We start from the raw sequence: 13,707 nt of genomic DNA, 5'->3' as shown, positions 1-13,707 counted from the left end.
TGATATAGATTAACTGTTTCATTCAAACGAATAGCTAAAATGTCATGGAAGTACATTAAAGAGAATTCTTAGTGGTACAAATAAATAAAGCAAAACATTGGTTAGACCTCAAAAAGCTCATACTCATTCTTGCCACATTATGCGTATTTACTTCGTTGCTAAACGCTCTGTTCTCAAGCTACCAAGTTCAAAAGCAAGTGATGGTAAAAGATACCTTGGAGGCAAATCGCGCTTATGCAACTAAGCTCGCGGATGTTACTGATCTCTTTTTACAATCAGTTTTGATGCAATTAAAAGCGTCGAGCGAAACTATCGCCTCGGAGCTAGATAACCCAGAGTTGGTCGATAACGAACTTAAGCAAATGCTTACTCGAACTCATAGTTTTGATTCAATCGTGCTAGTCAACGCCGATGGAGAAATTGTCGGTGCTCAACCCAGTTCACTCGGTGTTGTTGGGACTACGCTTATAAATGAAGCCGAAACATCGCCACTTCGTAAACAGGCACCTTTCATTGTAGGGCCATTTATCTCTCCCGCCGGAAATTTGATGGTGAGCCCAACACACCCAATGTTTGATAGAGAAGGTAAATTTGTCGGCTTTATCGCAGCTGGGATTTATCTAAAAGGAGATAATATCTTAGGGCGGCTTCTTGCTAACCACCATCATAAGGACAAAACCTATATTTTTGTTACTGGGCCAAATGGTAAACTTATTTATCATCATGACGATCATCGAATAGGACAAGATGTCACTGAAAATGAAGTTGTTGGGTCTCTGCTTAATAAAGTTTCAGGGTCAGCACAAGTGATAAATACCCAAGGCGTTGCGATGCTTGCGGGCTATGCTCTGGTTCCCACAAGTGGTTGGGGCGTAGTAGCACAACGTCCGTTAGAAGTTACCATGTCGCACCTTTCTAATACTATGCGGCACGTACTCAAAACTACCATTCCATTTACTGTACTTTTGTTAATTTGTGTACTTGGACTCGGAACCTTAATAGCAAAGCCCCTATGGCGATTAGCTAAGTTATCAGAGCAAGTGCAAGATGGTAGAAACATAGATTTTCCACATGTATCTACATGGTATTATGAAGCCGCATGGCTTTATCAGGCAATGCACAGCAGTGTTAAGAACTTAGGAGCACAGATCCAACGCTTTGACGATGAAAGAAAGCAAGATCAGCTTACTCATTTATTCAATAGACGAGGAATGGAAAAGTGGCTGGAGACTGCCTATGAGCAGCAAACTCCGTTTAGCATTATTGCGCTCGATATCGATCACTTCAAACATGTGAATGATACTTACGGCCACGATGTTGGTGATGTAGTAATCAGAAAACTCGCCGAGCTGATGCGCACTAATGCACGTGAACAAGATCACTTATGTCGTAGCGGTGGAGAAGAGTTTTTAATGTTTTTGCCATATGTAGACATTGATAAAGCAGACATAATTGCAGAACGCTTGCGTGCATGTACCGCTGAAACTGAGTTTGGTGAAGCTGGGCATATTACGATTTCACTTGGTATCTCTCACTGGCCGCTGTGCTCTGAGGATTTGCATCATGCACTTAAACTTGCAGACAGAAGTCTATATCAGGCGAAAGCAAACGGCAGGAACCGTGTTGAACATGCCGTTTTAGCCAATCACAATGTAGCATAATTGGAAATTTGATATTAAAAAGTGAAATTTGCTCCGAATATCGGTAAGATGCGTTGCAATTTTACCGTTACCAAATTTGGAGCTGTACTTTCCATGGCAAAAACATTGAAAGTTCCTCATACACTAGTCCTGCTACTAGGTATGATGCTAATTGCATTACTGTCGACTTGGATTATTCCACAAGGCTTTTTTGATACTGCAACTACTGACTCTGGCAGGCAGGTTGTGCTTGCTGGTACCTACCATATTGCAGAAGAGTCTGTTCATCTTACACCTTGGGATCTGCTAAAAGCTATTCCTCGTGCGTTTGCTGCTGCGCAAGACGTAATCTTTTTCGTTATGATTGTTGGTGGTGTACTCGCAATCGCACGTGCAACAGGCACCGTTGATGCGTTGATCGGTCGTTTACTTGAGAAAAATGGCGATAAACCACAAAAACTCATTTTTATGGTAGTGTTCTGTTTTGCAATCGCGTCAAGCGCTATTGGTACAGCAGGCGAATACATCCCGTTTGTGCTGATTTTAGTTGCACTCTGTAAAGCAATGAAGCTGGATGCCATGACCGCTGTTGGTATGATCATTGCCGGCTATGGTATTGGTTACGGTGTCTCGGCATTCAACCCATTTACGGTATTAATTGCTCAGCAAATTGCTGAAGTACCTGTCTATTCGGGCATATGGTTGAGATTTGCTATTTTTGTTCCATTTGTACTGATTGGCTTTCATCATGTATGGAGCTATACAAAAAAGGTACAGCAAAACCCTGAGCACTCTATGATGAAAGACGTGCCTTGCCCACTGGCAGGTCAGGCTGCGCCAAGCTATCCGCAGCTTAATGGTCGTCATAGAACTATTCTACTTACCTTCATTGTTACGCTTGTCTGTGCGGTTTGGGGTATTGCGACTCAAGGATGGTATCTCTACGAACTAGGTGGCTTATTTATCGCCTGGGGTATCGTTATTTCAATTCTTGGTAAACTTTCAGCTGATGAAGCCGCAAACCGATTTATCGAAGGAGTCTCAGATCTTGTTACTACTGCAGTGCTTATTGGTGTAGCTCGTGGTATTGCACTAATTCTAGAGGATGGTCAAATTCTTCATACGATTGTACATGGTCTTTCAACACCACTTTCTTATGTCGCTGCGGAAGTTTCAGCTGTTGGTATGTTACTTATCCAAACGCTTTTAAATATGTTCATACCTTCGGGCTCTGGTCAGGCTTATGTTACCATGCCATTGATGGTTCCAGTAGGTGACCTAGTTGGTGTACCAAGGCAAGTTGCAGTACTTGCGTATCAGTTTGGTGATGGTTTCTCAAACATGATAGTACCGACCAATGCAGTATTAATGGGGATACTCGGCATGGCTGGCGTCCCATATACCCATTGGTTTAGATTCTGTATGCCGTTAATGGCTAAACTCATGGTAGCAGCGGCAACTGTGTTGGTACTCGCTGTGATGTTTGGTTATGGCTTGGACGTGCAACCACAACTGTAGATAAACAAATTTTCTTCTTAGATAGCGCCAATCGGCGCTATCTTGCTTTTACTAGACTCAATTTCTTTTCAAAAAGCAAATTTATTGATCTGTATTTATATTCTATGTAGTTTAATAAGCTATTATTATTTATTAAACAAAAATCTTGGTCGAGAATTAGCCATACAGACTTCTATGAATTTAACGTTTAGCCATTTTTACAATTTAACATCCACTAATCAGCGATATCAATTTGCATTGAAACAGCTGTTTGAACGGTTTGATGCGGATCATTGTTTTGTGGGTAAGTTTATCGATAACGATAAGCGCGTAAAGACCGTTATGTACCTGGCGGATGGTAAAGAAGTCGATAATATTATTTATGACCTAGAAGGGACGCCGTGTTTTGATGCTAAAGCAAGTAACGAAGTTTGCAGTGTTACCAGTGGCTTGCAACAACTTTATGAAGAAGATGAAATTCTTCGTGTTCTTAGTATAGAGGGGTATTTAGGGGTAACGCTAAGGGCCTTAGATCACAAACCAATAGGAATAATGGTCTGTTTGTTTAATAAAGAAAAACAAGTCAGCTTTGAAGAAAAATTGTGGTTTCAAGAGTTAGGACACCTGATCTCAACGGAGCTTAACCACAATTTAGAATTGACTAAACAAGGTATTTTACTAAAGCAACTTGCAAAAGGTGAGCAAATAGCGGACCTATGCACATGGACATGGCAACTTAAACAAAATAAGCACTACTTTTCCCCCCACCTAAATCATCTACTTAAGACAAAAGCTCATTCTCCGTCGCTGTCATTATTGCTCGATAAACTCACGATAGAAGATAGTGAAAGGCTGCGGATTGCATTAGAAAAAGTGAGGTTAGGTGCCGTTCGCAATACTGATTTGCAAGTTTCATTGGCCGCTCGCACGGAAAATCATGGGCTATTAAGAATTATTGGGCAAGTAGAGTCTGATGAGCAGCATAGCGATGAGTTTGTATTCACTGCGACTATTCAAGATATTAGCTATATTTCATCGCTAAATAAACAGCTCGAACTCACTAATGTTGTGTTCGAGCATGCTACAGAAGCCATTATGATCACCAATAATGAAAATAAAATCATTATGGTGAATCGTGCTTTTGAGCGGCTAACGGGTTATACCGGCTACGAATTATTGGGCCAAGACCCCGCGGTGTTATCATCTGGTAAGCAAGATAAATCATTCTATGAAGCCATGTGGGCATCATTGAGCACGGTTGGCCATTGGAAAGGAGAGATCCACAACCGTCGCAAGAACGGTCAGATTTATCCTGAGGAATTAACACTGAGTGTGGTGAAGGATGAGCAAGGTCGAGTTGCTAACTACGTCGGCATTTTTAGAGATATTACCGAATGGAAGCGTAACGAGTCTCAACTTACCTTCTACGCCAACCATGAACCATTAACAGCATTATTAAATCGCCGCAGTTTTATGCAACGATTGGAAGAACAAATATCGGGCTCTAGAAGTAACAATACCAGTTGTTCACTGCTTTTCATTGGCTTAGACAGATTTAAAGAAGTGAACGATGTTTTTGGTCCAGAGATTGGCGATAAGGTACTTATTTCTGTAGCTAAACGATTAAAAAATGCAGTTCGCCAAAATGACATTATCGCAAGATATGGTGGTGATGAATTTGCGCTATTGCTCACTCATAGCGATGTAGAGAGCGCGCTTAAAATTGCTCAAAAGCTTTCACTGAAACTTTCTCAGCCCTATGTATTTAATGAAATTACTATAGAAGTCACTTGTTCTACAGGTATTGCACAGCTCGAGGCTGGCTCTCGGATCACCGCGGCTAACTTACTCAGAAACGCAGCGCATGCACTCAATAGCGTGAAAAAGACCGAGCGCGGACAGGTAGCCTTACACAATGCGGCAATTCAAAATGCCTATTTAAATAAAATAAAGCTTAAAGACAAGTTAAAGCAGGCACTGAAAGAAGGAGCGCTTACTGTTTATTATCAACCGATCGTTAATGCTGATACCAACCACATCACAAAGTTTGAAGCCCTAGTACGTTGGTTTGATGATGAATACGGAATGGTATCACCAGGTACTTTCATTCCTATTGCTGAAGAATTTGGTCTTATTCATTTAGTTGGACAGTTTGTACTTGAGCGTAGTTGCCAAGACTTAGCAAAGATCCACCAAGCTGGTTTTACAGAGGTTGGGATCTCTATTAACCGTTCTGTTAGTGAGTTTAAAGCCAGTATTAATCAGGTGAAGTTAATTACCAGTGCCATCGAAAAAGCAAAGATCCCGTATGAAGCAATTACCATTGAAGTTACCGAATCGCTTGCTACAAATCGCTATACTTGGAAAACGCTTAATCAACTGAGGGAACATGGGATCAAGGTTTCGCTTGATGATTTTTGTACTGGCTATTCATCATTAAGTAACTTGATAGAAAATCAGGTGGATTACCTAAAAATAGACAAAAGCTTTGTCGACAGCCTGATGTCTGATTACAACAAACAAGTAATGATTGACTGCCTCATTAAGCTCAGTGATAAGTTGGGAATTGGTGTGATAGCCGAAGGGGTAGAGCAGTTTACTCAACTCGAAAAATTACGAGAGCTCGGTTGTCATCACATTCAAGGATTCTTTTACAGTCCCGCAAAACCAATAGATGCCTGTCTTGAGCTACTCACAACAGACGCTTTTGCTGAACAAACACAAAGTGCGTTAGAAAAATAAAGGTGTGATATTTTGATATCACACCTAAAAATAGCAGATTGCTTCTGCGTCTTTATTACAGCAGTGGTTTTATCAGCGCTGTGATCGCTTTAATGTGATCATCACGGTCGTTTAGTGCGGGAATATAGCGATACTTTTCGCCGCCAGCAGACTCAAATACCTCTCGGTTTTCAACTTCTAACTCTTCGAGTGTTTCTAAGCAGTCTGCACTAAAAGCCGGACTTAAAATAGCGACGTTTTTAATACCTTTACTGGGAAAACTCTCAAGTGTTTTGTCCGTATAAGGTTGTAACCATTCTGCTTTACCAAAACGACTTTGAAAGGTAGTTATTACTTTTTCTTTATCAAGATTAAGTTTTTCAACGACTAATCGAGTCGTTTGCTGACAAAAACAGTGATACGGGTCGCCTCTATCTAAAAATAGCTTTGGTGTACCATGATATGAAAATACCAATTTATCCGGCTCCCCATTCGCCTCAAGATCTTCGCTAATGGAATTAGCTAAAGATTCGACATAGAGCGGATGTTTGTGATAGCCATTAATAAAATGTAGCTCTGGTACCCAGCGCCAACCTCTTAGCACCTTTGAGATCTGATCAAAGGTTGAGCCTGTCGTTGCACTGGAATATTGAGGATATAGTGGCACGATGATAATTCTTGTGATGCCTTTTTCTCTTAATTTCTCAAGCCCTGATTCAATTGACGGGTTGCCATAGCGCATGGCGAGTTCAACTTCGATGTTTTCAAAACCTTCACTGCGTAACTGCTTCTTTATTTTATCAGTTTGCGCTCGACTAATGGTTATCAACGGGGAGCCCTCATCGGTCCAAATTGATTGATAGGCATGTGCTGACTTTTTAGGGCGAACACGTAAAATTATGCCATGTAAAATCATTAACCAAATTAGCCTTGGAATTTCGACTATACGGGGATCGGAGAGAAACTCCGCAAGATAAACTCTAAGTGCCTTAGCCGTCGGTGCATCCGGGCTACCTAAATTCGTAATAAGAATGCCCGTTTTGGAATTAAATCGGCCTTCATGGGGATTATCTGTAATGGCTGAAAAGCGAGACACTTAACGCTCCTTAGATTATCATTTTATTAGGGTTATTTTACAAGAAAGGCTATACGGGAGTAAGCCTAATTTCGATCTAAACTGGCATAAATCAATTTGCGCCTAAAATTAACTCACACTATAGTTGTAATTATCGTTAATTAATCCCTTCTCTATTGCTATTCATGGATTGAGGGCGTATTTTTCTGCAAATATTTAAGGGAAAATCAATTTTTTGTTAGTTTTGGACTTGTCTAATGAGAACCAACCACCCAGTAACCCAAAGAGAAAAAACCTTTCCTCGCGATGTAAAACTCATCTCCGTCACTGATCTGAAAGGAAATATTATTGACTGCAATCAAGCGTTTGTTGATGTTAGTGGATTTTCTCGTGATGAGTTAGTTGGTCAACCTCATAATATAGTACGACATCCAGATATGCCACCTGTGGCGTTTCAAACAATGTGGACGCAGCTTAAAACAGGCAAGCCATGGATGGGGATCGTAAAAAACCGCTGTAAAAATGGTGATCACTACTGGGTAGATGCCTATGTAACGCCAATAACAGAAAATGGCAAAATCATTGGCTATGAGTCGGTTAGAAGCTGCCCAGACAGGGCTACGGTTGAACGGGCAAGTCAACTTTATACAAACGTAAATACTAATAAAGGAAGCAGTTTCGGTCTTCCCAAATTACGCGTGGTTTGGCCAGTCTTTAACATCATCTCATCACTGGCACTTTGGTATTTTGCTTCTGAGTCTGCAGGATTTTTTTGGTTGATGGCAAATATGCTGGCATATTCAGCCTATGCAACTTGGCGCGATAAAGAACAGCTGAGAAGACTAGAATCTGAGTTGGCGCACAGTTTTTGCGATGAGATATCTGAGCAAGTTTATTCGACTTGGGATGGTACTATGGCATCAATCCAAGTCCGCTTAAAGAGCGAAAGGGCACACCTAGATACAATTCTTACGCGTGTTGAACATGCGGCGCAAAACGTATCTAAAGGAGCGCATACGGCGAGTAAAGAAGCGCGAGCCACCTATGCTGATTTACAAAAGCAGCAAACTGAGACTGAGCTTGTTGCCACAGCAATGAATGAAATGACAACAACCATCAACGATGTCTCTAACAGCGTGCAACTGAGTGCTAAAGATGCTCAGAACTCCCTTGATTTGACTTCTCAAACAGAACAGATCGCTAATAAAACTAAAATTGCTTTTGGTGATTTAAGTAATACCATTGCTGACATCCGCAATTCTGTTGAAGGTGTCTCTAAACAAACTGATAAAATTGCAGCAGCCGCACAAATTATCGAACAAATCGCTGAGCAAACTAATTTGCTAGCACTAAATGCAGCAATTGAAGCTGCGCGAGCTGGTGAGCAAGGTAGGGGCTTTGCAGTAGTTGCTGATGAAGTTAGACATCTAGCACAGCGCACACAAGAGTCGACGAAAGAGATCCATGCAATTATTGAAGAACTAACCAGCAGCACACAAGCGTCAGTAGACATTGCTCAGCAAGGCCAAGAAGAATCGCTTCACGGTATTGAACAGCTGAATCAAAGCACCGATATGCTACAACAAATCACCCAAGCGGTTATCCAAATTAGTGATATGTCGATGCAAATTGCAACTTCGGTTGAGCAACAAGCGGCCGTGTCTGATGACATTAATCAGCAAGTCGTAAACATTGCACAGCTTGCAAACAACAGCCTAGATAGCGCGGACAAAGTGCATCAAGAGAGTAAAGACCTAGAATCGACTGCTAAAGAAATGCACGAGTTGATTGTTCGTTTTAAGCGTAAGTGATGCTATTTAGTTGAGTTAAATGTAGTAGTTCAATCCATCGCTTTTTTGCTAAAACACTTAAATGATAAAAAGGACATCAGTGGATGTCCTTTTTTCATAGTTAAGGCTCATAGCTTAGTAGTGACAATACTTTTTCAATCGCCGCATCTTTGTTCTCTTTTCTAAATGTGATGTCGAAGGGATCGACTTCAACGTCAACAGGAACACCTAGCACCTCCACATTCAAATCCAAACTGTTTTCATAGTACTCATTACTAAGCTCATAAATCCAACCATTAGGCAGCATCCGTGGAAAAGTATCAGAGGTAGCACCAGCTGTAGCGCGTCCTACCAGTGTTACTTGAGGGAGCGCAGACATCGCCAACGCAAAGGTTTCGCCAGCACTGAAAGTACCGTTTGAGGTTAGAAGATAAATATCTTTAAGATAATATGGCCTGTCATTATCAGGCTCTGCATAAACCGATGTCAGCTGATGCAACGCCCCATCATAAAATGTACTAATATCCCAAACAAGCGTATTTTGTGAGATAAAGCGCTTGATTAATTCTAGTGCTTGTATGTCATGGCCACCTTCATTATCGCGAATATCAATAATCAGCTGATTAGTACGGGATAAGTCTGTGAAAATTTCATCCAGTAAATCGTTGAAAGCCGCATTGGCATAACTAATATCTTGACGCTCAATACCTGCTACATCAATAAAGTTTTGAAAATGATAGAGTTTCAAATAACCAATATGTTGACCACCAGTGTTAATCACTCCCCAATTAGGGCCATTCGGACTTTGCTGTTTACGTATTATAAAGTCTTGCTTTGTCTCTTGATCCAGATATTGTGCAATCGTCATTTGTAGTTGATTCGTTTGCGTTTCAATATATTTTTCAGCAAGCTCACCAGTCAAGTTTAGATCAACTGCTTCTCGTTCTAACCTTTTGAATAGGGTAGGTTTAGCTTCAAAATTTATCGGTTCTTCTTCAAGGCTAAAATAAAGCCTGGTGTGACCATCATTTAGTAGTTCAAGTATTTCACGAAATACGCCTAGTAGGTTTGTCTCATTGGCATCACTTAGCTGCCCAGCATACCGGTTATAAACAGCGTCCCAATCTACATTACGCTCAGAGAAAAATGCATAGTGATTTTTCATATCCAGCCAAAAAAGTTCAAAGATTGCCTGTGCGTCAAAGGTATAGTCACTTTTATCTGAGGTAGATATAAATCCGTCTTTACAGACTTCATCGAGACTGGATATTTCAGTGTATTTTACAGGGCCAGAATCGTAGGGTCGTTTATAGGTAAGCAAGCCTGCACTTTTGGCGCTAAACGCGTCAAATAACGGAAGAGGGTCTAATGTCAGAATTGGATAGCAAGAGGAGCCTGTTACTTGCCAGGTCACTAGACGCTCATCAACTATTTGTTTTATTTCACCATAATGTTCCGAATACCAAAGCTCATTTCTTTGCGTTTGTTGAACAACCTCTACGCTGCTTTTATTTTCGTCAAAGTGGCAACCAGCAAGGCCGATACACAAGATTAAAGTGATCGGTCTTAAGTTGAATTTTTTCATCATAACTTCCTATCGATTAAAATATGAAGTTATTTTAAAGTGTAAGTAGTGATTTGATTGTCGCGGATTTGTCAGGGGTTTGTCATAGTTAATAGATCAACATTGGGGACAAATTGATAGTTAGACATGCGCCACCGAGTTCACTTCTGCTTACCGAGACCTCAGCGTCATAGTTCAATAAAGTTTCTTTTACGATGGTCAAGCCAAGGCCTGCACCCCGTCTTCTTCCTGAGCGACTTTCATCTACCGTAAAAAAGGCTTGGAAGACTAACTCATGTTTATCTTCTGCAATGCCAATGCCATCATCTTCCACAGTTAAGAGAAGTTGAGCGTTACATAAACTTAGTGAAACACGGATCTGCTCGACTGCAAATTTATCAGCATTAACAATTAAGTTATGAAGCACGCGTTTAACATCTGTTTGGCAGGCTCTTATCCATACTGAGTTTGGACAATTTATAATTATAGGGTGATTACAATACTTTTCTAAAGTGACGATGTATTCATTAATTAGTGTACTCAAATCAAAATTGGAAACGCTGGTCTTTGCGGAAAACTGTTCTACTTTACTGAACTCCAAAATCTCATGCACCAGCATTTCAAGCTCTTCACATTCCTCAAATAACTCTCGAACCAGATTTTTGTTCTTTGGTGGAACATCAAGCAACTCAAGCTTGAGCTGAAGTCGGAATAATGGCGTTTTGAGCTCGTGAGATACGGCTCTGATCATATTCCTTTGCTGTGCAAAGGCAAACTCTAATTTTTCAGCCATTTGATTAAAGGCGTAATTGACACGTCCGACTGCTAAAAGTCCGGTATCAGCACGTTTAGATAACAATCCTTGTGCAATTAATTTACTAGCATGTTCTAACCTAGAAAGTCGAAATTGCAACCAAAGTGAGTGCAACAAAAATAGGACTAGGATTAATCCTAAGGGTAAACCATACTGAATAAAATTGAGGATCGCCCCTGCAGAGCCTTGCACTCCAAGCGCAGAAAACGCTATTAACTCTTTACCTTGTATTTTTGCGATTACGGTTTGTAATTCCTCATCATAAACGTTTTCGATGACTAACTTAGTCGTTTGCTCAAATGCAGGTCTATCTAGTGTCTGTACTTTTAGATTACTTTTTTCTGAGATCTGGGCAAGTAAAGCTTGCCACTGAGCATCATCCAAGCCAGGACGAGCTGCATCTAAAGCATAAACATAGGCTAGATAATCAAGCTCTACATCCTTTTTCAGCTCTTTTGAGAAATAACTTGTAGCTAGAGTAGTCAAAAGGGGATTTATCACTAAAAACAAACTAGCAAAGAGTAAGCTTGCAAATGCAAAACGTATGCTTGTCATTCAGTTTCCTTGCTATTTACAAAAATATATCCTTTCCCTCTTACAGTGATGAGGTGTTGATAGGGCATTTCATCACCGATAATCTTTCTTATCTTCATGATTTTATTGTCAACTGTACGATCGAAACCATCAAATGAGCGGCCGTACAGCTGAGTTGAAATCTGGTCGCGACTTAGAATAGAGTCAACATTAGACGCCAAGAAATGGAATAATGTGTATTCACTGTCTGAGAGACCAAGCGGTATACCGTCTTGGCTTGCTTGCCTTGTCGATGAGTTAAATGAGAAGGGGCCAACACGGATCACGTGCCCGTTTTGCTGTTTATTCTCACTTTCTTCTGCTAGGCGAACTAGTTTTCGAAATCTCGCTAGGATAATTCGTGGGTTGACTGGCTTATGAATAAAGTCATCAGCCCCCATTTCTAATAGCGTAATTTCGTCTATATCATCGTGACTCGCGGTTAACACAATCAATTTACCATTGTACCTGTTTTGTAGTGACCTGCAGATCTCGAAACCATCTTTATTTGGCAACATCAAATCAAGCAATACAAAATCTGGCTGAAGTTGCAGGACATGCGCCAATCCGCTCACTCCATCATTTTGGATACTCACGATAAAACCATGTTTTTCAAAGAAGCGCCTAAGCAGTTCCGCAAGGCCTAAGTCATCTTCAATTATTACCAATGATCTTGAGCTCATATATACTCCTTAAAATACAGACCGAACGCTCAGAGCCTAAATCTTCCGTTTCAAACCCGATTTGGCGCGTTCTTTAATATTGGTTTGAATATAAATTTGATCTGTTGTTGCGATTTTAGCGTGACCTAAATCTTCAGATAGATGTTTTAGCGGGCGGTGTTGCGCATCATGCGTTGCACCTGTATGTCTTAGCCAGTGTGAAGTTGCGGCTTCGAGTTGCTCTGACTCTTCTGTAAAGCCATCTTCCTTTAGTTTAGCCACTGCTAAGTCAAAACTTTGCTGAACAATACGGCGTAATTGACGAACATTCATACCGCCTTGGCCCCTTAGTTTATGAACAATTGGGTAGGGCTCATCAACGCGAGGTAGGGCGCTTAACCCCCGGTACTGCCGGTAACGCTTTAAATAACTGATAAAGTCTTCGCTAAGCGTTACATCCCTTAGCTTATTGCCTTTACCCATAATTCTTAGGTACCAAAAGTCATCTTGATCTTGCCAAAAGTGGCTCATTACTGGTGACCAATGAGGGCGGTCAGATAGCTCTGAAATGCGTAAATACAAGCCTTTTAAGCAAGCTAATACGAAAAGATTTCGTTCTAGGTCCGGCTGCTGTTCACTTAAATCACGTGTTACACCAAAAACATATTCCCATTGCAAATCACTCAGCGTATCAGGAAGGTTGATTTGCGATTGAACAACTAAATACGGGCTATTTTTCTTAACCACTGGAACAAAGTTAGCAAATGATTTTTCTTCTAAAATGGCAAACTTGTAAAACACATTGAGCGCGGTAAACATTGCTGCCAACGTTTGCTGGCTAGCACCGTTTTCTTTGAGAACAAATGGCCGCCAATTTTCGTTAACCTGACGGATACCTTGGTTTTGCTTATAACGCCACTGCACAGAAGTTTGTGTCCATGCGTTATCTGGCTCTACCACAAAATCCACATATGCCTCGATGTCTTCGCGTTTTAGCTCAAACACTGACTTCTCAGCAACCAGCCACGACCATAAATAAAAGCGCTCAAGCTCATTACGAAAGCGGTTAAAAGTTGCTTCAGACTTACGACCGTAAACATACAAAAACTGAAATAGGAACTGTAGCTCGCTATGTACCGGTATTGATTTACCTTGACGAGCCAAGAATTTTTCCAGCTCTGGATATTCATGCCCAAGCGTATCATCTTCAAGATGGGCGATTTGATACCTAAGCTGCTTTAAGGTGTCGACCAATGGTAAAATCATGATAAGTCCGATATTGGTTAGTATTGGACATATTATAGTGACATCTACACATATTATGCAATACTGTGTAGATAAGCCTATAATTTACGTTATGTTAAATAGGTA

At 40.8% G+C, this 13,707-nt stretch carries 9 protein-coding genes; 4 read left to right on the top strand and 5 right to left on the bottom strand.

The genetic code is table 11. The annotated features are described in order from the left end of the window. Positions 1 to 71: 71 nt before the first annotated feature. From GSF13_RS00595 to GSF13_RS00585, 3 genes are all read left to right on the top strand, one after another. Positions 72 to 1,661, top strand: a complete 1,590-nt coding sequence (locus GSF13_RS00595; protein WP_206472001.1) for a sensor domain-containing diguanylate cyclase — start codon at positions 72 to 74, stop codon at positions 1,659 to 1,661. Positions 1,662 to 1,754: 93 nt separating this feature from the next. Further along, positions 1,755 to 3,158 (top strand): TIGR00366 family protein, encoded by a 1,404-nt coding sequence (locus GSF13_RS00590; RefSeq protein WP_102058047.1) that lies wholly within the window; start codon positions 1,755 to 1,757, stop codon positions 3,156 to 3,158. A gap of 174 nt (positions 3,159 to 3,332) precedes the next feature. Then, positions 3,333 to 5,879, top strand: a complete 2,547-nt coding sequence (locus GSF13_RS00585; protein WP_102058048.1) for a GGDEF domain-containing phosphodiesterase — start codon at positions 3,333 to 3,335, stop codon at positions 5,877 to 5,879. A gap of 55 nt (positions 5,880 to 5,934) precedes the next feature. Here GSF13_RS00585 and hemH read toward each other — a convergent pair whose 3' ends face one another. Then, the gene (gene hemH, locus GSF13_RS00580) at positions 5,935 to 6,954 is read right to left on the bottom strand and encodes a ferrochelatase (RefSeq protein ID WP_211865615.1); all 1,020 of its coding nucleotides are present in this window, start codon (positions 6,952 to 6,954) and stop codon (positions 5,935 to 5,937) included. Positions 6,955 to 7,190: 236 nt separating this feature from the next. Between hemH and GSF13_RS00575 the strand changes: the two genes are divergently transcribed. Then, a complete protein-coding gene (locus tag GSF13_RS00575) occupies positions 7,191 to 8,744 on the top strand; it encodes a PAS domain-containing methyl-accepting chemotaxis protein (protein ID WP_174169224.1) in 1,554 nt (517 codons plus the stop codon). Between the two features lie 100 nt (positions 8,745 to 8,844). On the opposite strand, the gene GSF13_RS00570 is transcribed toward GSF13_RS00575, so the two are convergent. The 4 genes from GSF13_RS00570 to GSF13_RS00555 all read right to left on the bottom strand — a co-directional run bounded on the left by GSF13_RS00570 (position 8,845) and on the right by GSF13_RS00555 (position 13,602). Further along, positions 8,845 to 10,311 carry a S41 family peptidase gene (locus GSF13_RS00570; RefSeq protein ID WP_211865613.1) on the bottom strand — a complete coding sequence of 489 codons (1,467 nt, stop codon included), beginning with the start codon at positions 10,309 to 10,311 and terminating at the stop codon, positions 8,845 to 8,847. A gap of 85 nt (positions 10,312 to 10,396) precedes the next feature. Next, complete coding sequence (locus GSF13_RS00565) at positions 10,397 to 11,656, bottom strand: ATP-binding protein (protein ID WP_211865612.1); 1,260 nt, start codon at positions 11,654 to 11,656, stop codon at positions 10,397 to 10,399. Further along, positions 11,653 to 12,357, bottom strand: coding sequence for a response regulator transcription factor (locus GSF13_RS00560; protein ID WP_174169221.1), 705 nt, complete (start codon positions 12,355 to 12,357; stop codon positions 11,653 to 11,655). The genes GSF13_RS00565 and GSF13_RS00560 overlap by 4 nt, the downstream gene beginning before the upstream one ends. Before the next feature lie 36 nt (positions 12,358 to 12,393). Next, positions 12,394 to 13,602 carry a site-specific integrase gene (locus GSF13_RS00555; protein WP_102058052.1) on the bottom strand — a complete coding sequence of 403 codons (1,209 nt, stop codon included), beginning with the start codon at positions 13,600 to 13,602 and terminating at the stop codon, positions 12,394 to 12,396. Positions 13,603 to 13,707: the final 105 nt, after the last annotated feature.

The sequence above is a fragment of the Pseudoalteromonas sp. M8 genome, assembly GCF_018141365.1.
In the GTDB taxonomy this organism is placed as follows: Bacteria; Pseudomonadota; Gammaproteobacteria; order Enterobacterales; family Alteromonadaceae; genus Pseudoalteromonas.
Note: the sequence above shows the minus strand (reverse complement) of the source record. Positions and strands in the feature narration are given on the sequence as shown.

Excerpts from the sequence above, each read along its gene's own strand:
- GSF13_RS00590 (WP_102058047.1), top strand. The coding sequence starts at position 1,755 with ATGGCAAAAACATTGAAAGTTCCTCATACACTAGTCCTGCTACTAGGT.
- GSF13_RS00585 (WP_102058048.1), top strand. The coding sequence starts at position 3,333 with ATGAATTTAACGTTTAGCCATTTTTACAATTTAACATCCACTAATCAG.
- GSF13_RS00575 (WP_174169224.1), top strand. The coding sequence starts at position 7,191 with ATGAGAACCAACCACCCAGTAACCCAAAGAGAAAAAACCTTTCCTCGC.
- GSF13_RS00570 (WP_211865613.1), bottom strand. The coding sequence starts at position 10,311 with ATGATGAAAAAATTCAACTTAAGACCGATCACTTTAATCTTGTGTATC.
- GSF13_RS00565 (WP_211865612.1), bottom strand. The coding sequence starts at position 11,656 with ATGACAAGCATACGTTTTGCATTTGCAAGCTTACTCTTTGCTAGTTTG.
- GSF13_RS00560 (WP_174169221.1), bottom strand. The coding sequence starts at position 12,357 with ATGAGCTCAAGATCATTGGTAATAATTGAAGATGACTTAGGCCTTGCG.
- GSF13_RS00555 (WP_102058052.1), bottom strand. The coding sequence starts at position 13,602 with ATGATTTTACCATTGGTCGACACCTTAAAGCAGCTTAGGTATCAAATC.